The organism is Plantactinospora sp. B5E13 (assembly GCF_039871775.1).
Classification (GTDB): Bacteria; Actinomycetota; Actinomycetes; order Mycobacteriales; family Micromonosporaceae; genus Plantactinospora.
Genome location: NZ_JBDPLT010000021.1, coordinates 1 through 19,768, shown reverse-complemented (window position 1 = coordinate 19,768; position 19,768 = coordinate 1). Strand labels below are relative to the sequence as shown.

Genomic DNA, 19,768 nt, shown 5'->3' with positions numbered 1-19,768 from the left:
CTGAGTAAAAGTGCTTTACTTGTGTTACGAGTCAAGCAGCTTGACTCAGGGCGTGTCAAGATGAGGCGTGACCACAGAGGATCCGCTGGCCCGCACCGACCTCACCTTCCTGCTCGGCATGGGCTTCCAGCTCGTGCTCGCGGAGTTCGTCCGCCGAGTGGCCGCCGCCGGCTATCCGGACCTGCGTCCGGTGCACGGGATGGTGTTCCAGGTGTTGCAGGGCCCCGGAGCGACCGCCACCGAGTTGGCCGAGCGACTCGGCGTCACCAAACAGGCCGCCGGACAGCTCGTCGACGACCTGGAGCGGCGCGGCTACCTGCGGCGTGAGGCCCATCCCGACGGCGGGCGGCGCCGGCTGGTCGTCCTCACCGACCAGGCGACCGCACACCTGGCCGTCGCCGGTGGGGTGCTGCGGGACCTGGAGGCCGAACTCGCCTCCGGGGTCGGTCCCGGCGACCTGGTCGCCCTGCGGGCCGATCTGGCCCGACTGATCCGACACCTGGCCGGCGACTCCCCGCCACCGCTGCGCCCGATCTGGTGAGCCGCCTCCGCGGACCGGCTGACCACACCGGTCGGCTCGCGACGGTGCGGCGTTTCGTGAGGGTGCGGCGTTCGCGACCACGCACCCGGTCGAGCCTGTCTGACGTCGTCGTGGCCCGTCGGCTCCGGGTCTGAGTCAGCGGACCCGGGCCGGCCCGGTGCGGTCGATCCGCGCGGTGACCTCCAGCCGGCTGGGCTCCAGCCCGGAGGTGTCCCGGAACCGTCCGACGGCGGCGGTGACGTGCTCCCGGACGGCGGCCAGACCGGCCCGGGAACTGAGTCGCAGGTCGATCCAGAGCTCCGGCCGCGGTGTCGTACCGGCCAGGGTGACGGACGCCTTGCGGACCTGTGGGTCCCGGGCCAGATCCCGTTCGAGGCCCCGGACCAGCCGGGCACCGCGTACCCGGGTGACGCCGGGGGGCAGGTCGGTCTCGGCGGCCGTCGGTCCGGTTGTCGTCCGCAGGTCGAGGTCGCCCATCACGGGATAACGCTGTGGCCGGAGTTGCCGGCCGAGCAGGTGGAAGCCGAGCCAGGCGAAGAACGCCCCGAGTACGCCGAGGATGACCAGCCCCCACGGGTCGATGTCCCGCCAGAGGTCGAGCAGGCCGGACCAGAGCAGTGGCGCGTCCTCGTCGACGCCGGCCAGGTGACCGAGGCTGGCGATCAGGCCGACCACCCCGATCGCGGTCAGCACCAGACCGACCACGGTCCAGAGCACCCGCAGCCGACTGTTCGTCATGGTGTCACCCCGAGTTCCCCGATCACCGTCGGAGCCTGATCCCGGTCCGTCGGGCCGGTCCGGGCCTGACCATGTCCACCCCGACCGGGTCGTCCGCCGAGGCGCCGAGGCGTTCCAGTTCCCGCCGGACCGCCGTCTCCACCGCCGGGGCGAGCGACGCCTCGCCGACCGCCCGGACCCGGGTCCGCCAGCCGGCTCCGTGCCGGCGGACCACCACGGCGGCGGAGGCGACCCCGGCCACCCCGTCCGCCGTACCGGCCAGGTGCTGTTCGACCGAGCGGCGCTGCAGGTGCCAGCCGTCGGCGAGCCGGGCTGGCAGCCGGTCGGGCTTCCAGCGCACCAGCTGTCCGAAGAGGACCAGCAGGCCGAGTACCCCGGCCGCGATGATCCCGGTCCGGACCCACGGATCCCGTAGTCGGGTGCTGGTGAGGGTCCGGTACCACCCGTCGTGGTCGGCGACCAGCCCCGGGCGGTTCAGCGCGACCGTGACCACCTCGGCCACCAGCAGCAGGCCGCCGAGCAGCAGGCCCAGCGTGAGCAGCAGTGCGGCGACCCGGTTGACCAGACGCACGGTCAGCTCCGTCCGTCGTCGGTGGACGGGACGACCAGACCGATGTCCGCCACGACGACGTCGACCGAGGGGTGTTGGCCGAACGTGGCGAGTACGGTCCGCACCGCGTCCCGGACCTGCTCGGCGAGCGGCCCGATCGGCACCGGGTCGATCCTGACGTGCACCTCGACCGGGTCACCGAGCCGGATCCCGCTGATCTTCCCACCGGCGAACTGGGTCGCCACCTCCACACCTCCGGTGCCCGGGTGTAGCCCGGCCACCCCGGCCACCCCGAGCACCGCCGTCCGGACCTGTTCCGCGACCGTCGCCGGATCCGGTCCGGCGCCCTCCCCGTTGGTCGGTGTCCCAGCCGCGATTGTCGTACCTGTTGCCATCGCCCATCACCGCCGGTCCGTCAGTGCGCCCGCGGCGCGCCGTCGTCGCCGTCCTGGTCACCCTCGACGTACACGTCGTCGACGTTGATGTTCACCTCGACGACCTCCAGGCCGGTCATGCTCTGCACCCGCTCCACGACGTTGCGGCGTATCGCGTCGGAGACGTCGACGATGCTCTGGCCGTACCACGTGACGACGTCGAGGTCGATGGCCGCCTCCCGTTCGCCGACCTCGACCGAGACGCCCTGCCGGACCGTCTCGGCGCCGCCGGGGACGAGGTTGCGCAACTGTCCTACCCGCCGGGCCATCCCGGAACCCATCGAGTGCACGCCCGGGATCTCCCGGGCCGCGAAGCCGGCGATCTTGGCGACCACGCCCTCCGCGATCCTGGTCCGGCCCCGGTCGGTGGTGATCTGGGCCCGGGCCGGTTCGCCTCCCGGCAGGGAGAACCTGTCGGACGACGTCTTCTCCCGGTGGTCGTTCCTGGTGGCGGTGTTCGTGTCGGCCATCTCCTGCCCCCAATTCCTGCCGGCGGCGGTGACTCCGCCCCGGCGCCGGTGGTCCCGTGCCGGCCCGTACGGCTACTGCCAGCGGTCCGGCGCTGGCCGTGCCGGCCCGTACGGCTACTGCCGACGGGACGCGGACGCCCGGTCGGCCAGGCCACCGACCGTGATGTCACCGTCGATCACCCGTACGACGAGCCAGCCGACCAGCCCGGCGAGCAGTGCGCCGGCCGCCGCACCGAAACCGGCGACGGCCCACACCGCCGCGATGAGGAAACCGGCGACAAAACCGAACTGTTGACGGGACATGTGTTCCTCCCGGTGGCGCGGCGGCAGGTCCGCAGTGGCATACACGTTGTCGGCCGAGTCGAACCCCTGACGACCAGAATATTTTGTGATCCAGGTCACATCTGGTTGCCGGATCGGTCGGGCGGCGCTCCCGCACCCGAACCGCCGCCCGACGCGCCGAGCCGTTCGGTCCGACTGTCCACGATCGCGGCGACCAGGGCGACCGCGACGAAGCCGATGGTGACCAGGAGCGCGTCCCGGAACGCCCGGGACCAGCCGCCGTGCGTGGCGGCCAGGACGCTGAAGAAGATCGCGCCGACCCCGGCGATGCCGGCGGCGGCCCCGATCCGCTGGCCGGTCTGCAACATGCCGGCCGCGCTGCCGGCCTGGGCGACCGGCACCTCGGAGAGGGTGAGCGTCTGGTTGGGGGTGATGACCAGGCCGCTACCCAGGCCGGCGAGCAGCAGCGGTACGGCGGTGGCCAGCGGGGCCCCACGACCGGGCACGACGTGCAGCGCGGCCACCACCCCGCCGAGGCTCACCACGACCGTGGCCAGTCCGATCGCCACCAGGGGTCGGCCGAAACGGTTGACGACCCGGCCACCGAGGGCCGCGGTGACCGCCGAACCGGCGGCGAACGGGGTGACGGCCAGTCCTGCCTCCAGCGCGGTGTATCGGAGCCCGATCTGCAGGTAGAGCGTGAACAGGAAGAAGACCGCGACGAAGCCGGCGAAGTAGAGCAGCCCGATCAGGACACCCAGGGTGTACGACCTGAGCCGGAACAGCGCCAGGTCGAACAGCGGCTCGGCGCGGCGGCGGTACCGGAGTTCCCAGCCGACGAAGCCGCCCAGTACCGCGAGACCGGCGGGAACCAGCAGCCACTTGAGCGGGCCCTGCCACTGTCGCTCCTGGACCAGCGGCAGGAGCAGCAGCACCACCCCGACTCCCAGCAGCAGCACGCCGAACGGGTCGAGGTTCTGCCGTCGTCGGGCCCGTCCACCGGCGGTCCCGGTCGGAAGCAGACGCCAGCCGAAGACGATCGTCACGATGCCGACCGGGATGTTGACGAAGAACACCCACCGCCAGCCCTCGTGCGGGCCGCCGAGTTCGATCAGGGCGCCGCCGAGCAGCGGACCGACCGCCGTCGAGATGCCGATGGTCGCGCCGAGCAACCCGAACGGACGCCCCCGGTCCGCCCCCTGGTACAGCTGTTGGATCAGTCCGACCACCTGTGGGTTGACCAGGCCGGCCGCCGCACCCTGGAGCAGCCGGGCGCCGATCAGCCAGGCCGGTGACCCGGCCAGGCCGGCCGCCGCGCTGGCGGCGGTGAAGAGCGCGAGACCGATGATGAACACCGTACGGCGGCCCCGGGCGTCACCGAACCGTCCGGCCGGCACCAGCATCAGCCCGAAGGTCAGCGCGTACCCGGAGAGAATCCACTGCAGGTCGCTGGAGTCCGCCCGGATGGCCCGCTGGATCGACGGGATCGCGACGTTCACGATGCTCACGTCGAGCAGCGTCATGAACGCGGCGACCAGTCCGATCGTGAGGACCTGGCGGCGCTGGCGGTCGCCGGCCCGGCTGCCCGGGAGCCCCCCGGAGCCCGGTGGGGACCGGTCCCGGTCCGGCACGTCGCCCATGGTCAGGCGAGCTGCTGGGAGCACCAGCGTGGACCGAAGTCCAGGCCCTCCAGCGGTGAGTCCTCGCGGTGCAGCAGGTTCTTCTCGCCGAGTACGTGCAGCGGCGTCGCCAACTGCTCCTCCGGCAGGCCGACCTCCGCGGCGATGGCCTCGGGAAACGGCACCTGGCCCCGGGCTTCCAGCGCGGTGACCGCGACGTACACCCGCTGTTCGAGGTCGGTGAGATTCAGCTGTCGCATGATGACCTCCTCGCCCGTGCACGATGCGTCGGGCAGTTCGCGAGGCCGCGATTACCCGCCGTGACGCGGAAGATTCCACCGGATCCCCGACCCGCCGACCGGCGCGGGCCCGGCGACGACCGGGGCCGGCTGGCCGCGCCCCTGACCGGTGCCGCCGCCGGCGTCCCCTACGCTGCTACCCGTGATGTGGGACGTGGCCGTGATCGGCGCCGGGCCGGCGGGACTTTCCGCCGGGTACGCCGCTGCCCGGGCCGGGGCGCGGACGGTCGTACTGGAGAAGGCCGAGCACCCCCGCTACAAGACCTGCGGTGGTGGGCTGATCGGCACCTCGTTGGCGGCGGCCGCGGCCCGGATCGACGTACCGGCGGACGACCGGGTCGACCAGGTCACCTTCACCGCCGACGGGCGACGCGGATTCACCCGCCGCCACCCGGAGCAGTTGCTCACCATGGTGCGCCGGGAGGAGTTCGACGACCGGCTGCGGGTCGCGGCGGTCGAGGCGGGCGCGGAGATCCGGCAACGGGTCGCGGTCCGGGGGCTCGACCAGGAGCCCGACCACGTACGGGTCCGGCTCGCCGACGGCTCGGAGTTGCGGGCCGGGGTGGCGGTCGGCGCGGACGGCTCGGCCGGCGTCACGGCGCGGCACGTCGGGGTGGAGTACCGCCAGGTCGACCTGGGGCTGGAGTTGGAGATCCCGGTTCCCGAGCCGGTCCGCCGACAGTGGCGGGGACGGCTGCTGCTGGACTGGGGGCCGCTGCCCGGCTCGTACGCCTGGGTCTTCCCCAAGGGCGACCGGCTCACCGTCGGCGTCATCGCGGGCCGGGGCGAGGGCGAGCGGACCCGGCGCTACCTGCGTGGCTTCGTCGACCGGCTCGGCCTCGACGGTCTGGAGCCGGCGCACGACTCCGGGCACCTCACCCGCTGCCGGGCCGAGCAGTCCCCGCTGCGCCGGGGCCGGGTACTGGTCGCCGGGGACGCGGCCGGGCTGCTCGAACCGTGGACCCGGGAGGGGATCAGCTTCGCGCTCCGCTCGGGCACGCTCGCCGGCACCGCCGCCGCCGGTGGCGACCTCGACGGGTACGTCCGCGCGGTGCACGACCAGCTCGTCCCGTCGATGCGGGCCGGACACCGGATCCTCACCGCGTTCTCCCGGCATCCCGGGATCTTCCACACGATGCTGGCCACTCCGGCGGGCTGGCGGATGTTCACCGCCTTCTGCCGGGGCGAGGCGACCTTCGACCAGACCCTGACCCGTCGGCCGGTACGCGCGGCGTTGGCCCTGCTGGGCTGACCGCCGCGCGGTACCGACCGGCGGTGCCGGTCAGCTCTGCGTGGTGGCGCGCCGACCGGCGGGGTACGGCGTGAAGCGGCGTAGCCGCAGCGAGTTGCCGACGACAAAAACCGAGGAGAAGGCCATCGCCGCTCCGGCGATCATCGGGTTGAGCATTCCGGCGGCGGCCAGGGGCAGCGCGGCGACGTTGTAGGCGAATGCCCAGAACAGGTTTCCCCTGATGATTCGCAGGGTGGCCCGGGAGAGCCGGATCGCGTCGACGGCGGCGGTCAGGTCGCCGCGTACCAGGGTCAGGTCGGAGGCCTCGATGGCGACGTCCGTACCGGTGCCCATGGCCAGTCCGAGGTCAGCCTGGGCGAGGGCGGCGGCGTCGTTGACCCCGTCCCCGACCATCGCCACCACCCGGTCCTCGGCCTGCAGACGCCGTACCACGTCGACCTTGTCCGCCGGCAGTACCTCGGCGATCACCTCGTCGATGCCGACCTGGCCGGCGACCGACCGGGCCACCGTCTGGTTGTCCCCGGTCAGCAGCACCGGACGGAGGCCGAGCCGGCGCAGCCCGGCGACCGCTTCCCGACTGGTCGGCCGGACCGTGTCGGCGACGGAGACGGCTCCCCGGGCCCGGCCGTCCCAGCCGACCAGGACCACGGTGTGACCCGCCGCCTCCGCCGTGACGGCGGCCCGGTCCAGGTCGGCCGGGAGCGTGAGGCCCTGCTCGGCGAGGAGCCGGGCCCGGCCGACCACCACCGCGCGCCCGTCGACCAGGCCGGTCACCCCGAGCCCGGCCCGGTTGGCGAAGTCGGTCACCTCGGGATGCTCGCCGGTGGCCCGGGCGGCCGTGGCGACCGCCCGGGCCACCGGGTGTTCCGAGGCGGCCTCGACCGCCCCGGCCAGCCGGAGCACCTCGTCGGCGTGGTCGCCGTCGGCCGCGACGACCTCGACGAGGGAGAGCTGACCGCTGGTCACGGTGCCGGTCTTGTCCAGCAGCACGGTGTCGACCCGACGGGTGGACTCGAGCATCTCGGGACCCTTGATCAGGATGCCCAGCTGGGCGCCCCGACCGGTGCCGACCAGCAGGGCGGTCGGGGTGGCCAACCCGAGGGCGCACGGGCAGGCGATGATGAGTACGGCCACGGCGGCGGTGAACGCGGTGGCGCCGTCGGCCCCGGTGCCGAGCCAGAAGCCGAGGGCGGCGACCGCGAGGGCGATCACGACCGGGACGAAGACCGCGGAGATCCGGTCCGCCAACCGCTGCACCGGTGCCTTCCCGGACTGGGCCTGCTCGACCAGGGTGGCCATCTGGGCGAGCTGGGTGTCCGCGCCGATCCGGGTGGCCCGGACGACCAGCCGGCCTCCGGCGTTGACGGTCGCGCCCACCACCTCGTCACCCGGGCCGACCTCGACCGGTACCGACTCTCCGGTGAGCAGGCTGAGGTCGACCGCGGACGAGCCGTCCGCCACGACGCCGTCGGTGGCGATCTTCTCCCCGGGCCGTACGACAAACCGCTCACCGACCGCGAGCTGGTCGACCGGAATCCGGCTCTCGACCCCGCCGCGCAGCACGGTGACCTCCTTGGCGCCCAGCTCGAGCAGCGCCCGCAGCGCGGCGCCGGCCCGTCGTTTGGCCCGGGCCTCGAAGTAGCGCCCGGCGAGGATGAACAGGGTGACCGCGGCCGCCGTCTCCAGGTAGATGGTGCCGGCGCCGTCGGTCGTTCCGATGTCGAAACTGAACGGGTGGGTCATGCCGGGGGTGCCGGCGGTGCCGAGGAAGAGTGCCCACACCGACCAGCCGAGCGCGGCGAGCGTACCGAGCGAGATCAGGGTGTCCATGGTGGCCGCCCCGTGCCGCAGGTTGATCCAGGCGGCCCGGTGGAAGGGCAGCCCACCGTAGGCGACGACCGGTGCGGCGAGGGTGAGCGAGAGCCACTGCCAGTAGGTGAACTGCCAGGCCGGCACCATCGCGAGCACCACCACCGGTACGGTCAGCACCAACGACACCCACAACCGGGTGCGTAGGGTCCGCAGCTCGTCGACCGGGGAGCCCGGTTCGGGGGTGGCGTCGCCGGCCGGTCGAGGCGGTGGCGGCAGGCTGGCCGTGTAGCCGGTCTTCTCGACAACGGCGATCAGATCGTCGGGGGTGTGGCCGTTGTCGTAGTCGACGGTGGCCTTCTCGGTGGCGTAGTTGACCGTGGCCGTGACACCGTCGAGCCGGTTGAGTTTCTTCTCGATCCGGGACGCGCACGAGGCGCAGGTCATCCCGCCGATCGCGAGTTCGATCCGGTTCGGCGCCGTGGGTAGCCGCTTGGCGGCGGGTGCCATCATCGCCTCCTGTTCGGGGATCTCGGTGGCCGGTTCAGCCATGGCCGTGGCCCGGTGTGCCGGTGGTACCGGAGTGTGTCTCCTCCGGTGCCGGGGTGGTCGGCGTCGGCATCGGCGCCGGTGGGGGACCGGCGGGCCCGGCGGCGGTCAGGGTGAACTCGGCGGTACGGACCGTGCCGGCGTGCCGGAAGTCGAGGTAGAGCCGGTACGAACCGGCCGACGGCACCTCGACGGAGAACGTGATCGTCGGGCCGGCCGGCGTCCGTCCGTCGCCCGGCGTGCCCTCCGGGTGTACGTGCAGGTAGGCCAGGTCGCCGTCGCGGAGCGCGACCAGGTGGCCGTACGCGCCGAGGTAGGGCTGCAGGTCGGTGACCGGGCGACCGTCGCGGCTCACCGTCAAACCGAGGCTGCTGGTCCGTCCCGGGGTCAGGGTGCCGTCGAGCCGGACGGTGTAGCCGTCGACCTGCGCGGCCGGTGCGGGTGGCGGCAGGGGCTCGGGCCGGTAGTCACCCGGCACGGAGAGGTCGACCCCGAGGGTCAACGGCTCCGCCGCGCGGGGCACGAAGTCGGCGAACGCCCGCCAACTGCCGGGCGCGGTCAGCGGGCTGTCGGTCCGCCAGGTGCCGTCGGGGTCCATGACGGGGTGGACGTGCCGGTAGCCTGACAGGTCACGCCGGGCCACGATCAGGTGCATCCGCTGGTCGTGCGTGACGTCGTAGTCGGTCACCGGCCGCCCGTCCGGGCCGTTGATCCGGAAGGCGAACTCTCCGGCGGCGGCCGGTGCCGGGGTGAGGGTGTAGCCACGGTCGGAGACGAGCAGTCCGCCCGGTGGCCGGGAGTTGACGGGGTCGGACTGGTGCGGGGAGTCGGACTGGTGGGTGGCGGCGGTGCCGCGTACCGGGCCGGACAGCTGTCCCACCCCGTACGCGGCACCGAACACGGTCGCGAGTCCGAGCACGAAGCCGCCCAGCCTGATCGCGGTGTTCACGGGTGCATCCTTCGTTTCCGGCAGCGGCTCAGGCGTCGACGAGTTCGTAGCCGGCCTCGTCGACGGCCGCGCGTACGGCGGCCACGTCGACCGGCTCGGTGCTCTGCACGGTGACCTCGCCGGAGGCGAGGTCGACGGTCACCCCGGTCACGCCGGGGATGGCGCTGACCTCGGTGCTGACGGCGTTGACGCAGTGGCCGCAGGTCATGCCCGTGACCCGGTACTTCTCGGTGATCATCTCGCTTCTCCCTTCCGCCCCTGCCAGCCTATACCCGTGGGGGGTATCCGGCGGGCAGGTGGGTGCTGAATCGCCGTGGTGATACAGGTACCCCGTAGGGGTAGTGGTGTGACCGTAGCATACCCCCGGGGGGTTAGCTATGCTTGGTTGCATGACGTCAGCAGCCGACACCCCGACCCGTGGCTACACCGCCAGCAAGGAGCAGTTGCTCGCGCGGCTTCGACGCGTCGAGGGCCAGGTCCGGGGCATCGAACGGATGGTCGAGGACGACCGCTACTGCATCGACATCCTCACCCAGATCTCCGCCATCCAGGCCGCCCTGGACAAGGTGGCACTCGGACTGCTCGACGGACACGCCCGGCACTGCATGCACGAGGGCGCCGCCGAGGGCCGGGCCGACGAGATGGCCACCGAGATGATGGCCGCCGTGGGGCGGTTGATGAAGCGCGGATAGTTCCCCGTAGTGCGGGTGACGCCGACCCGCGGGTGCCGGTGGTCGGCAAGCGGGTGGCGGTCGGCCGACCGCGGGACCGGCGGTTACCGCGCCCGGGAACGGGGCGTGCCGCTCCAGGGCGCGGGCGCCGGCGGTCAGCGGGCGAACTCGACAACCGCCCGGGTGAACAACTCCGGCTCCTCGACGTGGCCGAAGTGCCCGCTCCGGGCCAGTACGGTCAGCCGGGAGCCGGGAATCGCCTCGTGCAGCATCCGCGCCCAGGGTTCACCACAGATGAAGTCGTGTGTGCCGACGATGACCAGGACCGGGGCGGTGACCGAGCCCAACTCCTCCCGTAGGTCGAACGGCGGCTGCTCGCCCCGCTGCGGATCGGCCCAGGACCGTACCGAGGCGACCAGGGGCGCGAGTCGTTCCTCGTCGGCCCAGTAGTCGGCGAAGTACAGCGGCATGATCGACCGCAGGCTCCGGGTCATCGACTCGTCGTCGGTGGCGGTCACCGCCCGCTGGAACGCCGTCGGGATCGCGGCGGCCTCCGGCCGGTCCGGGTGCCGCGCCGGGTAACTGGCGATGTTGGCCATCGCGGCAGCCCAGAATTCCGGTCCGGTCACCGGGGAGGTGTCGTAGAGCACCAGACCGGCGACCCGGTCCGGGTGCGCCAGGGCGTAGCGCTGTACCACGAACCCGCCGTGCGAGTGGCCGAGCAGGAACACCTTCGGCGTCCCGAGTGCCTCGACCACACCGTGGACAAACCGCGCGTACGTCTCCAGCCGGTACTCCCGGGGGTCGGCGAGCCGGCCGGACGCGCCGGTGCCGACCGGCTCCAGGTACACCATCGTCAGATGCTCCTCGAGCGCCGGCATCCGCAGGTAACGCCACTCGATGCCGGGGCCACCGGAGTGCACCACGCAGACCGGCCCGCGCCCGGCGACGTGGTAGACCTGCCGTACTCCGTCGATCTCCACGCTGTGCGTACCCGGCGCGAGGGGGCTGTCGGTGGTGAGGGTGGAACTCATCGTCTCTCCCGCGGTCCTGCCAGGCGGGGTGCCTGGTCGAGAACCAGATGACGCGGGGTCGGGAAAAGTTCGATCGGAACGCGGATCTTCTGGTTCAGCCGGTAGATCGGGCCGGTTCGGGATGGAAGATGCGTAGTTGGGTGATCCGTCCCTCGCGCAGCCGGTGCAGCCAGACCAGCCCGGGTGGGCAGTGCTCCGGGTTGTCCGGCGGGCTGATCAGGTCGGCCTCCCAGACCATCACGTCGCCGCTGGCCGTCACCTGCCGGAGCCGCTGTCGTACGCCGTGCGAGAGGTCCTGCTCCATGCCACGGATCATGAAGTCCAGGCCGGGCGCGCGCTGCCCGTTCGGAATGATGAACTCGGCGTCGGGCCACCAGTACTCCCGCACCGCCCGGGCGAACTCGCCGCGCCGCGCCGCGCCGAGAATCTCCTCGGCCTCGTGGTGCCACCTTGTGTTCGTCCCGGCCGCGTCGTCGTACGCCCGGTCGGTGGTCTGCCGCAGCGCCGTGGTGAGCTTGCCGCGGGCCTGGCTCAACCGACTGCGCACGGTACCCACCGGCACGCCGCAGAGGCGGGCGATCTGCTCGTACGACGTCACGCCGGTGAAGTACCGGAGCAGTGTGACGAGGCGGAGTGGTTCGGACAGTTCGCCCACCGCGTGCCAGACCCAGTCCCGCAGCGCGGTCGCCTCCAGGAGGTCCTCCGGCGTCGGTTCGCGGCTCGGCAGCGCCGGGGTGGCGTCGCCGAGCAGCACCGGCCCCGGCGTCCGCAGCCGTGCCCGACAGTTGTTGCGGACGATCGTCCGGAGCCACGGGCCGGCGGCGTGTGGGTCCCGTAGTTCACCGATGTGCCGGACCGCCGTCAGCATCGCGTCCTGTACGGCGTCCTCGGCATCCGGCCCGTAACCGAGCAGGCTCAGCGCGACCGCCCTCATGCCCGCCTCGTGCCTGGCCAGCAGCGCGCCCAGCCCGGACGCATCCCCGGACTGGACGCTGCGGACCAGGTCCGCGTCCGGGCTGTCGAGGTACGGCACAGCAGCTTCCCTTCCGGTGATCCGCGCCCCGCCACCAGGTGCGGTGGTGGACGGACAGTTCGCCCGCGGAGCGTGGATTTCCGCAGTGGTCCCGCGGTTCGCGATTCCCCGGGGGCGGCCCCCGATAAAGTTACCGGAGCCGGCGAAACACATAAGCAGCCGATATCGGGCATGTGTTGATCGCGTCACATCCGTCGCCGAACCGTAGAGGATCGGAATGGTGCCGGCAGAGCGGGGGTTCAGGGCAGATATGACAACCATTGGACTGATCGGCAGCGGCAACATCGGTGGCACGCTCGCCCGCCTGGCGGTCGCCGCCGGCTACGACGTCGTCCTGAGCAACTCCCGCGGCCCAGAGACCCTCAGTGACCTGGTGTCCGAACTCGGGTCACGGGCCCGGGCCGCCACTGTGGAGGAGGCGGCCCAGGCCGGAGAGCTGGTGGTGGTGTCGATCCCGTTGAAGGCGTACGCCAGCGTTCCCGTCGAACCACTGGCCGGGAAGGTCGTCGTGGACACCAACAACTACTACCCGGAGCGTGACGGGCAGATCCCGGAGCTGGACGACGATTCCACCACCAGTAGTGAACTGCTGCAACGGCACCTGCCGACGGCGAAGGTCGTGAAGGGCTTCAACAACATCTTCTACCGGCACCTCGCGGAGCTGCCCCGGCCGGCGGGGGCAGCCGACCGCACCGCGCTGCCGATCGCGGGTGACGACACCGGGGCGAAGGCGGCGCTGGTCGACTTCCTCGACACGATCGGCTACGACAGCGTTGACGCTGGTCCGCTCGCCGAGGGCCGACGCTTCCAGCCGGGCACCCCGGTCTACGGCGCCTATGCCGACGGGCCGAACTTCTGGGAGCGGCCGGGCAAGCCGTCCGGCGTGGACCAGGTCCGGACCCTGCTCGCCCGCGGACGCTGATCCCGCCACCGACCGTCCCCGGACCTGTGCCACCGGTTCCGGCTGGTCGGTCCGGTTTTCCTCGCCGGTCCGGATGCGTCCCCCGCCGATAAGGGTCGGTCGTGCCCCCGGCGCTAACGGTCCAGGTCCGGTCGGACGGTCGGCGGGTGCCGGCCGTCCGACCGGCCCGCCCCGAAAAGGTCCACCTGTTCGACCGCCCCGACCTCGGGCACGGTGTGCGCGGGTGCCGGCCGTTGTGGTGCCGGGACCCTCGAGTACAGCCGGCCGGTGCGACCGGGCCCGGATCGGGACGACACCTGGACGGGCACCATCGTGACGGGGGCCGGAGGTGGACTGAACGGACGTTCGCCCCAGCGCACCCAGATCGGGATGCGACCGGCCGCCGCCTCCATCCGGAGTTTGTCGAGAGTCCGGCGCCGGTCGGAGTGATCCACCTCGACCACCACCGGATGGCCGGTTTCTCGGGCCAAGCCGAGGTCGACGATGGAGTGCCGGTGGGCGTACGGCGGAGGCAGCGGCATTACACTCGCCGCGCGGCGGTACACCCGCCAGCCCTGAGCCATCGCCCAGGCCGCCACCGAATCGATCAGTAACTCGGTGACCTCGTCGGTGGTCTGGTCGGTGAAGGTCACCCGTGCCAACCATCCGCCCAGTCCGGCACCGATCCGCGCACCCTCCCCGCCCTCGTCCACGTGGCGACGCTATCGTGCCGTCGACGAGCGCCGCGATCCCTGGCCGGTTTGTCGGAGACCCACGGGTGAGCCCGGGTGGTTGTCGGCCGGTCGTTTCCGGTGTCCGGTTCCGGTTGATGATCAACTCGATCCGGTGGAATGTTGGCGGGCTGGGGGTCGTTACATTACGCGTACGGCTGAGTAGCACGGCTGGTGAGCTGGGCTGATGGGTTCGGGTCCGGGAATGATCCGGGGCTGCCGGTCGTTACATATGGCGTTCGCTTGAGTGCCAGCCCTCTTGGTGCGTGGCGTTCTTCTGGTCCCCGGAAGAGTGTTGGTTCTTCTGGTGTGGGCCGTTCTCTTTCTCTGGCACGTGCGTGCGCCCCCCTTGCGTGTGTGGGTGTTCATCCCCGATTGGAAGGAACGACGATCATGAACAGGATGCTGTTCGGTCGGTGGATTCCGGCCATCACTGAGACTTCTCTGGTTCGTAGGACGGCGCTGGGTCTGACTGGTCTGGCGTTTGTTGGTGGCGCTGTCGCTGGTCCGGCGGTTGCCGCGCAGGCCGCTCCTGAGCATCACGGGGTGAACCTGGTGGCGCAGTCGGTGGTCGTGGACAAGGGCGATCACAAGCCGTCGCGGGACAAGTTGGTTCCGCATGGTGTGCAGGGTGCGCAGGCGTCGATTCCGATCTCGCCTGAGCAGGCGGACAACGTGAAGGCGATTGTGAAGGCGACGAAGAAGGCTGGTCTGGACGAGCGGGCCGCGGTGATCGCGGTGGGCACCAGCCTTCAGGAGTCGAAGTTGGAGAATCTGGGTCATCTGGGTGCCAGCAACGATCATGACTCGTTGGGTCTGTTCCAGCAGCGTCCGTCGTCGGGTTGGGGTTCGCCGGATCAGATTACTGATCCGCAGTACTCGACGACCGCGTTCCTGAAGGGTCTTCGTGAGGTTGATGGTTGGCATGATCTGCCGCTGACTGTTGCCGCGCAGAAGGTGCAGGTGTCGGCGTTCCCGGACGCGTACGCGAAGTGGGAGAACCAGGCTGCTGACCTGGTCGCCAACGCCTGGAACAACAGCTGACCCCCGGAACAACAGATGAAGACGTAGGACCGACCGTTGGCCGGGTCCCCACCACGGGGACCCGGCCAACGGCGTCTTGGGTGGGTGTCGGCAGGTTCCCCCGGGACGTGCTCTCTGTCGGGCAGGGGGCGTTGGCCGTTGCCGGTTCGGCAGGTTCGTCGGGATCGTTGATGATCTGAGCGCCATGGCCCTTATCCGGGCGGGGTGAGGTTCGTCGTGCTCAGATCATCAACGGCAACGGCTGCCTCGGGCTGTACTCGCTGCGGCGGATCGGCGCGCGGGCCCGGGACGGGGTTGAGCGCGGTTTGCGGGCGGCCCCGTCCGGTTCGCGCGGGTGCCGTCGAGGCGGCGGCGTCAGCCTGTCGGTTTGCGGCTCCGGTGTCCGGTTCCGGTTGATGATCAACTCGATCCGGTGGAATGTTGGCGGGCTGGGGGTCGTTACATTACGCGTACGGCTGAGTAGCGCGGCTGGTGAGCTGGGTTGATGGGTTCGGGTCTGGGAATGATCCGGGGTTGCCGGTCGTTACATATGGCGTTCGCTTGAGTACCAGCCCTCCTTGGTACGTGGCGATCGAGCTTCTGGTCCCCGGAAGAGTGTTGGTTCTTCTGGTGTGGGCCGTTCTCTTTCTCTGGCACTTGCATGCGCCCCCCTGCGTGTGGGTGTTCATCCCCGATTGGAAGGAACGACGATCATGAACAGGATGCTGTTCGGTCGGTGGATTCCGGCCATCACTGAGACTTCTCTGGTTCGTAAGACGGCGCTGGGTCTGACTGGTCTGGCGTTTGTTGGTGGCGCTGTCGCTGGTCCGGCGGTTGCCGCGCAGGCCGCCCCTGAGCATCACGGGGTGAACCTGGTGGCGCAGTCGGTGACTGTGGACAAGGGTGGCCACAAGAAGGATGACGGTAAGCCGTCGCGGGACCGGCTGGTTCCGCATGGTGTGCAGGGTGAGCAGGCGTCGATTCCGATCTCGCCTGAGCAGGCGGACAACGTGAAGGCGATTGTGAAGGCGACGAAGAAGGCTGGTCTGGACGAGCGGGCCGCGGTGATCGCTGTCGGTACGTCGCTGCAGGAGTCGAAGTTGGAGAACCTGGGTCATCTGGGTGCCAGCAACGATCATGACTCGTTGGGTCTGTTCCAGCAGCGTCCGAGTTCGGGTTGGGGTTCGCCGGATCAGATTACTGATCCGCAGTACTCGACGACCGCGTTCCTGGATGGGTTGAAGCAGGTTGATGGTTGGCATGATCTGCCGCTGACTGTTGCCGCGCAGAAGGTGCAGGTGTCGGCGTTCCCGGACGCGTACGCGAAGTGGGAGAACCAGGCTGCTGACCTGGTCGCCAACGCCTGGAACAACAGCTGACGCTGGAACAAGATGTAGGACCGACCGCTGGCCGGGTCCCCACCACGGGGACCCGGCCAGCGGCGTATCCGGATCCGGTGGGGGCGTGCTCAGCGTTCGAGGACCACGGCCAGGCCCTGACCGACGCCGATGCAGATGGCCGCGACGCCGACCCCGCCGCCGCGTCGGGCCAGTTCGTGTGCGACGTGGCCGACGATCCGGGCACCGGACGCGCCCAGCGGGTGCCCGATCGCGATCGCCCCGCCGTGAATGTTGACCTTGCTCGGGTCAAGATCTGGCCAGAGGCCGAGGCAGGCGAGACTCTGCGCGGCGAAGGCCTCGTTGAGCTCCACAACGTCCACGTCGTCCCAGCTCCGGCCGGCTCGGGCCAGGGCCCGGTTGGCTGCCTCGACCGGGGCGATGCCGAAGATGTCGGGATCATTGGCCGCCACGCCACGTGCGACGATCCGGGCGAGTGGCTCGGCGCAGAAGGGCGCCCGCTCCGACCCGACCAGGATCGCACCGGCGCCGTCGTTCAACGGCGACGAGTTGCCGGCGGTCACCGTGCCCTGCGGCCGGAACGCCGGGGGCAGCGCGGCGAGAGCCTCGAGGGAGGTGTCCCGCCGCACGCCCTCGTCGCGGACCAGGTCGACGCCGGGCACCGCGACGACCTCACGCGCGAACACACCGGCGTCCCAGGCCGCGGCGGCGTGCCGGTGACTCGCGAGCGCGAACTCGTCCTGGCGTTCCCGCGATATGTCGTACCGGTCGGCGAGGATCTCCGCCGTCTCGCCGAGCGGGATGGTCCACCGCTCGGGCATCCGGGGGTTGACCATGCGCCAGCCGAGGGTCGTCGAGTGCAGCGTCGCGTGGGCGCTCGGGAAGGCGCGGTCGGGTTTCGGCAGCACCCACGGCGCCCGGCTCATCGACTCGACCCCACCCGCCAGGACCAGGTCGGCGTCGCCGGTCTCGACCGCTCGGCTCGCCTGGATGACCGCCTCGACGCCCGAGCCGCAGAGCCGGTTGAGGGTCGCCCCCGGCACAGCGGTGGGCAGCCCGGCCAGCAGTGCGGCCATCCGGGCCACGTTCCTGTTGTCCTCGCCCGCCGCGTTCGCGTCGCCGAGTAGGACGTCGTCGATCGTGGCCGGGTCGAGATCGGGGTGCCGGGCGAGCAGAGCCCCGATCACGTGGGCGGCCAGATCGTCGGGACGTACGACGGCGAGGGCCTTGCCGTAACGTCCGAAGGGGGTACGGACGGCGTCGTAGACGAAACTCGCGGGCATGATGTGCCTTCCCGGAGGTGGTGGGTGGTGGTCATCCTGACAGGCGGCGCGGGTACGAGGCTGCTGGGGTGGCCTCGTACCCGCGCCGGGCTCGCCGGCTCCCGCCGGTTGCTACCTCGGCGTCCGCCAGGCCGTCGCTCACCTGGCTTCGGCGGCGGCCTTCTGGATCGCGGCGGCGTCGAAGTTGTTGTAGTCGGGGACATCGGCGTTGGTGTACACGTCCGAGGTCTTCAGCGGTGACTTCGTGATGCCGTTCTGGTGGGCGAAGTCGAGCCAGTGCTGGACGGCCGACTCGTCGTACTGCCCCCAGATCTTTTTCGTCGTCACGTCGTCGACGTTCACCGCGCTGTCCATCCGGGCTTTGAAGATGGCGAGCGCGTTCTGCATCGCCTTGTCACCGTCACCGGTCTTGCTCGCCGGGTAGAGCTTCCACATGATCCGGATGGCCGCCTCCGGGTTGGCGAGCGCCCAGACCGACGCCTTGCTCCAGGCCCGGCCGAACCCCTTGACCGCCGCGCTGTCGCTGGTGAGGAAGGCCGAACTCGAGACGAACGTGGTGGCGAAGAGGTCCTCGACGCCTTCCGGGCTGATCAGCCGAAGCTTGGCGCCGGCACTGATCTGGGCCGAGGACTGGGCGTCGTACTGCACGACGCTGTCGACCCGGCCGCGCTGCAGGGCGTCGAGCGCGGGGGCTCCGAGTCCGACCTCGACGAAGGTGACCGTATTGACGTCCACGCCGGCCTGGGTGAGCGACGCCTTCGCCAGGGTTGTCGTACCGGCGGAGAGGGACTGGACGCCGATCTTCTTACCGGTGAGGTCCCGGACCGCGGTGATCGGGCTGCTGTCGAGTACGGAGAACGCGGCCACCGGGCGACGGGCCCAGTTGTAGATCAGCTTGACGTCCTGCCCCTGGTCGATCGCGGCGAAGGCCACGTCCGGGGTCGGTGTGCCGATGTCCACCTTCCCGCCGGCCATCGCCTGGAGCACGGTGCCGCTGTCCTTGAGGAACACGTCGTCGACCGTGAGTCCCGCCTCGGCGAAGAACCCCTCCTCCTTGCCGACCGCCAGGGCGACGAAGTTCGCGGTCATGGTCGGGGTGGAGATGCCGAACGTGATCGTCTCGCCCTTGCCGCCCGCGCCGGCCGGGCCGCCGCCCGGACCGCATCCGGTCGCGGCTGCGGCGAGGAGGCCGGCGAGCGCGGCGAGGGTGACGGCGGTGAACCGTCGCCGTGGCCGTCGCGGGGTGACTGTGTCGGTCATAGTTCGGCTCCTTCGGAGGTGCTCCACGAGAGGGCGGTGCGGCGGACCAGGCGGATCGCGAGGTTCATGAGCAGTCCGATGACGGACAGGATGATGAGGACGGCGAAGACGCCGGCGGTGTCGTACGTGTTCTGCTGCTGTTGCAGGACGACGCCGAGGCCCTCGCGTGCCGAGACGAACTCGCCGACGATCGCGCCGAGCAGGGCGAGCACCGCCGCGACCTCGAGCCCGGCGAAGATCCCGGGCAGGCTCCACGGGAAGAGCAGGTGGCGCCAGAGCTGCCAGCGGGTCGCCACGTTGGAGCGGAACAGGTCGACCTTGTCCTGGTCGATGCTCATCACCCCGCTCATCGTGTTGACCAGGACCGGGAAGAACGCGAGCAGGACGACGACCAGCACCTTCGGGGTCAGGTCGAAGCCGAACCAGACGACGAACAGCGGCGCGACGGCGACCTTGGGCAGGGCCTGCAGTGCGACGAGGAAGGGGTAGACCGCGCGTCGGGCGCCGGAGAAGGTGCCGAGGAGGAATCCGGTGAGCACGCCGAGGACGAGGCCGATCGCGAGCCCGATGAGCGCCTCGTACGTGGTCACCCACGCGTTGGAGAGGTAGAGGTGGAGCGTTTCGGGGGTGGTGAGCCGGTCGAGTACCGCCGACAGGGGCGGGAAGATGAACTCCTCGGTTTCGGTCAGCCCGGGCACGAACTGCCAGGCGACGAGGAGCAGGGCGAGCAGCAGGAGGCTGGGTGTCCACCGGCGGGCCGCCCGCGCCCAGGTCCGGCGCGGCGTGCTGGTGGGGAGATCAGCCGACCGGGGTGGTCCGGTCGGATCTGCGGTGGGGACGGAAGTGGTCATCCTCAGCCTCGATCCACCGATGAAGATCGGCCCGGCAGGACCCCGGAGATAGAAAGTGCCCTCTGAACTGGAAGGATAGGAGTGCTTCAGGCTTCTATCGCTCGGTTCGAGAGGGCACCTCGCAGGTGAGA

Annotated in this window: 22 protein-coding genes; 6 read left to right on the top strand and 16 right to left on the bottom strand. The window is 70.9% G+C overall.

The window, feature by feature from the left end; genetic code table 11:
- Positions 1 to 67: 67 nt before the first annotated feature.
- Positions 68 to 541, top strand: coding sequence for a MarR family winged helix-turn-helix transcriptional regulator (locus ABGB05_RS19845; RefSeq protein WP_347654928.1), 474 nt, complete (start codon positions 68 to 70; stop codon positions 539 to 541).
- A 135-nt stretch (positions 542 to 676) separates the two neighbouring features.
- Here ABGB05_RS19845 and ABGB05_RS19840 read toward each other — a convergent pair whose 3' ends face one another.
- The 7 genes from ABGB05_RS19840 to ABGB05_RS19810 form a co-directional block, all read right to left on the bottom strand.
- Positions 677 to 1,279 carry a hypothetical protein gene (locus ABGB05_RS19840; RefSeq protein WP_347654927.1) on the bottom strand — a complete coding sequence of 201 codons (603 nt, stop codon included), beginning with the start codon at positions 1,277 to 1,279 and terminating at the stop codon, positions 677 to 679.
- 22 nt (positions 1,280 to 1,301) lie between these two features.
- A complete protein-coding gene (locus tag ABGB05_RS19835; RefSeq protein ID WP_347654926.1) occupies positions 1,302 to 1,850 on the bottom strand; it encodes a hypothetical protein in 549 nt (182 codons plus the stop codon).
- A gap of 2 nt (positions 1,851 to 1,852) precedes the next feature.
- Positions 1,853 to 2,224: a hypothetical protein gene (locus ABGB05_RS19830; RefSeq protein ID WP_347654925.1), complete on the bottom strand. Its 372-nt coding sequence runs from the start codon at positions 2,222 to 2,224 to the stop codon at positions 1,853 to 1,855.
- Between the two features lie 20 nt (positions 2,225 to 2,244).
- The gene (locus ABGB05_RS19825) at positions 2,245 to 2,733 is read right to left on the bottom strand and encodes an Asp23/Gls24 family envelope stress response protein (RefSeq protein WP_347654924.1); all 489 of its coding nucleotides are present in this window, start codon (positions 2,731 to 2,733) and stop codon (positions 2,245 to 2,247) included.
- Positions 2,734 to 2,847: 114 nt separating this feature from the next.
- Positions 2,848 to 3,036, bottom strand: coding sequence for a hypothetical protein (locus ABGB05_RS19820; protein WP_347654923.1), 189 nt, complete (start codon positions 3,034 to 3,036; stop codon positions 2,848 to 2,850).
- A gap of 95 nt (positions 3,037 to 3,131) precedes the next feature.
- On the bottom strand, positions 3,132 to 4,655 hold the full coding sequence (locus tag ABGB05_RS19815; protein WP_347655025.1) for an MFS transporter: 1,524 nt from the start codon (positions 4,653 to 4,655) through the stop codon (positions 3,132 to 3,134).
- Positions 4,656 to 4,657: 2 nt separating this feature from the next.
- A complete protein-coding gene (locus ABGB05_RS19810; RefSeq protein WP_347654922.1) occupies positions 4,658 to 4,894 on the bottom strand; it encodes a hypothetical protein in 237 nt (78 codons plus the stop codon).
- A 184-nt stretch (positions 4,895 to 5,078) separates the two neighbouring features.
- On the opposite strand from ABGB05_RS19810, the gene ABGB05_RS19805 reads away from it, so the two are divergent.
- The gene (locus ABGB05_RS19805) at positions 5,079 to 6,185 is read left to right on the top strand and encodes a geranylgeranyl reductase family protein (RefSeq protein WP_347655024.1); all 1,107 of its coding nucleotides are present in this window, start codon (positions 5,079 to 5,081) and stop codon (positions 6,183 to 6,185) included.
- A gap of 30 nt (positions 6,186 to 6,215) precedes the next feature.
- On the opposite strand, the gene ABGB05_RS19800 is transcribed toward ABGB05_RS19805, so the two are convergent.
- From ABGB05_RS19800 to ABGB05_RS19790, 3 genes are read right to left on the bottom strand one after another with little or no spacing between them, the layout of a single operon-like run.
- Entirely contained in the window at positions 6,216 to 8,504 is a 2,289-nt protein-coding gene (locus ABGB05_RS19800) for a heavy metal translocating P-type ATPase (protein ID WP_347655023.1), read from the bottom strand.
- A gap of 34 nt (positions 8,505 to 8,538) precedes the next feature.
- The gene (locus tag ABGB05_RS19795) at positions 8,539 to 9,492 is read right to left on the bottom strand and encodes a hypothetical protein (protein ID WP_347654921.1); all 954 of its coding nucleotides are present in this window, start codon (positions 9,490 to 9,492) and stop codon (positions 8,539 to 8,541) included.
- Positions 9,493 to 9,520: 28 nt separating this feature from the next.
- Positions 9,521 to 9,730 (bottom strand): cation transporter, encoded by a 210-nt coding sequence (locus ABGB05_RS19790; protein ID WP_347654920.1) that lies wholly within the window; start codon positions 9,728 to 9,730, stop codon positions 9,521 to 9,523.
- 151 nt (positions 9,731 to 9,881) lie between these two features.
- On the opposite strand from ABGB05_RS19790, the gene ABGB05_RS19785 reads away from it, so the two are divergent.
- The gene (locus tag ABGB05_RS19785) at positions 9,882 to 10,184 is read left to right on the top strand and encodes a metal-sensitive transcriptional regulator (protein WP_347654919.1); all 303 of its coding nucleotides are present in this window, start codon (positions 9,882 to 9,884) and stop codon (positions 10,182 to 10,184) included.
- A gap of 134 nt (positions 10,185 to 10,318) precedes the next feature.
- Here ABGB05_RS19785 and ABGB05_RS19780 read toward each other — a convergent pair whose 3' ends face one another.
- Both ABGB05_RS19780 and ABGB05_RS19775 read right to left on the bottom strand, forming a co-directional pair.
- Entirely contained in the window at positions 10,319 to 11,197 is an 879-nt protein-coding gene (locus tag ABGB05_RS19780; protein ID WP_347654918.1) for an alpha/beta hydrolase, read from the bottom strand.
- Positions 11,198 to 11,291: 94 nt separating this feature from the next.
- Positions 11,292 to 12,230 carry a sigma-70 family RNA polymerase sigma factor gene (locus ABGB05_RS19775; RefSeq protein WP_347654917.1) on the bottom strand — a complete coding sequence of 313 codons (939 nt, stop codon included), beginning with the start codon at positions 12,228 to 12,230 and terminating at the stop codon, positions 11,292 to 11,294.
- 250 nt (positions 12,231 to 12,480) lie between these two features.
- Between ABGB05_RS19775 and ABGB05_RS19770 the strand changes: the two genes are divergently transcribed.
- Positions 12,481 to 13,152, top strand: a complete 672-nt coding sequence (locus ABGB05_RS19770; protein ID WP_347654916.1) for an NADPH-dependent F420 reductase — start codon at positions 12,481 to 12,483, stop codon at positions 13,150 to 13,152.
- A 113-nt stretch (positions 13,153 to 13,265) separates the two neighbouring features.
- Here the strand turns inward: ABGB05_RS19770 and ABGB05_RS19765 are convergent, their stop codons facing one another.
- Entirely contained in the window at positions 13,266 to 13,844 is a 579-nt protein-coding gene (locus tag ABGB05_RS19765) for a hypothetical protein (RefSeq protein ID WP_347654915.1), read from the bottom strand.
- Positions 13,845 to 14,255: 411 nt separating this feature from the next.
- On the opposite strand from ABGB05_RS19765, the gene ABGB05_RS19760 reads away from it, so the two are divergent.
- Positions 14,256 to 14,906, top strand: coding sequence for a hypothetical protein (locus ABGB05_RS19760; RefSeq protein ID WP_347654914.1), 651 nt, complete (start codon positions 14,256 to 14,258; stop codon positions 14,904 to 14,906).
- Between the two features lie 692 nt (positions 14,907 to 15,598).
- Positions 15,599 to 16,264, top strand: a complete 666-nt coding sequence (locus ABGB05_RS19755; protein WP_347654913.1) for a hypothetical protein — start codon at positions 15,599 to 15,601, stop codon at positions 16,262 to 16,264.
- A gap of 89 nt (positions 16,265 to 16,353) precedes the next feature.
- Here the strand turns inward: ABGB05_RS19755 and ABGB05_RS19750 are convergent, their stop codons facing one another.
- From ABGB05_RS19750 to ABGB05_RS19740, 3 genes are all read right to left on the bottom strand, one after another.
- The gene (locus tag ABGB05_RS19750; RefSeq protein ID WP_347654912.1) at positions 16,354 to 17,526 is read right to left on the bottom strand and encodes a thiolase family protein; all 1,173 of its coding nucleotides are present in this window, start codon (positions 17,524 to 17,526) and stop codon (positions 16,354 to 16,356) included.
- A gap of 138 nt (positions 17,527 to 17,664) precedes the next feature.
- Positions 17,665 to 18,786, bottom strand: a complete 1,122-nt coding sequence (locus ABGB05_RS19745; RefSeq protein WP_347654911.1) for an ABC transporter substrate-binding protein — start codon at positions 18,784 to 18,786, stop codon at positions 17,665 to 17,667.
- A complete protein-coding gene (locus ABGB05_RS19740; protein ID WP_347654910.1) occupies positions 18,783 to 19,637 on the bottom strand; it encodes an ABC transporter permease in 855 nt (284 codons plus the stop codon). Before ABGB05_RS19740 ends, ABGB05_RS19745 begins: the two co-directional genes overlap by 4 nt.
- Positions 19,638 to 19,768 lie beyond the last annotated feature (131 nt).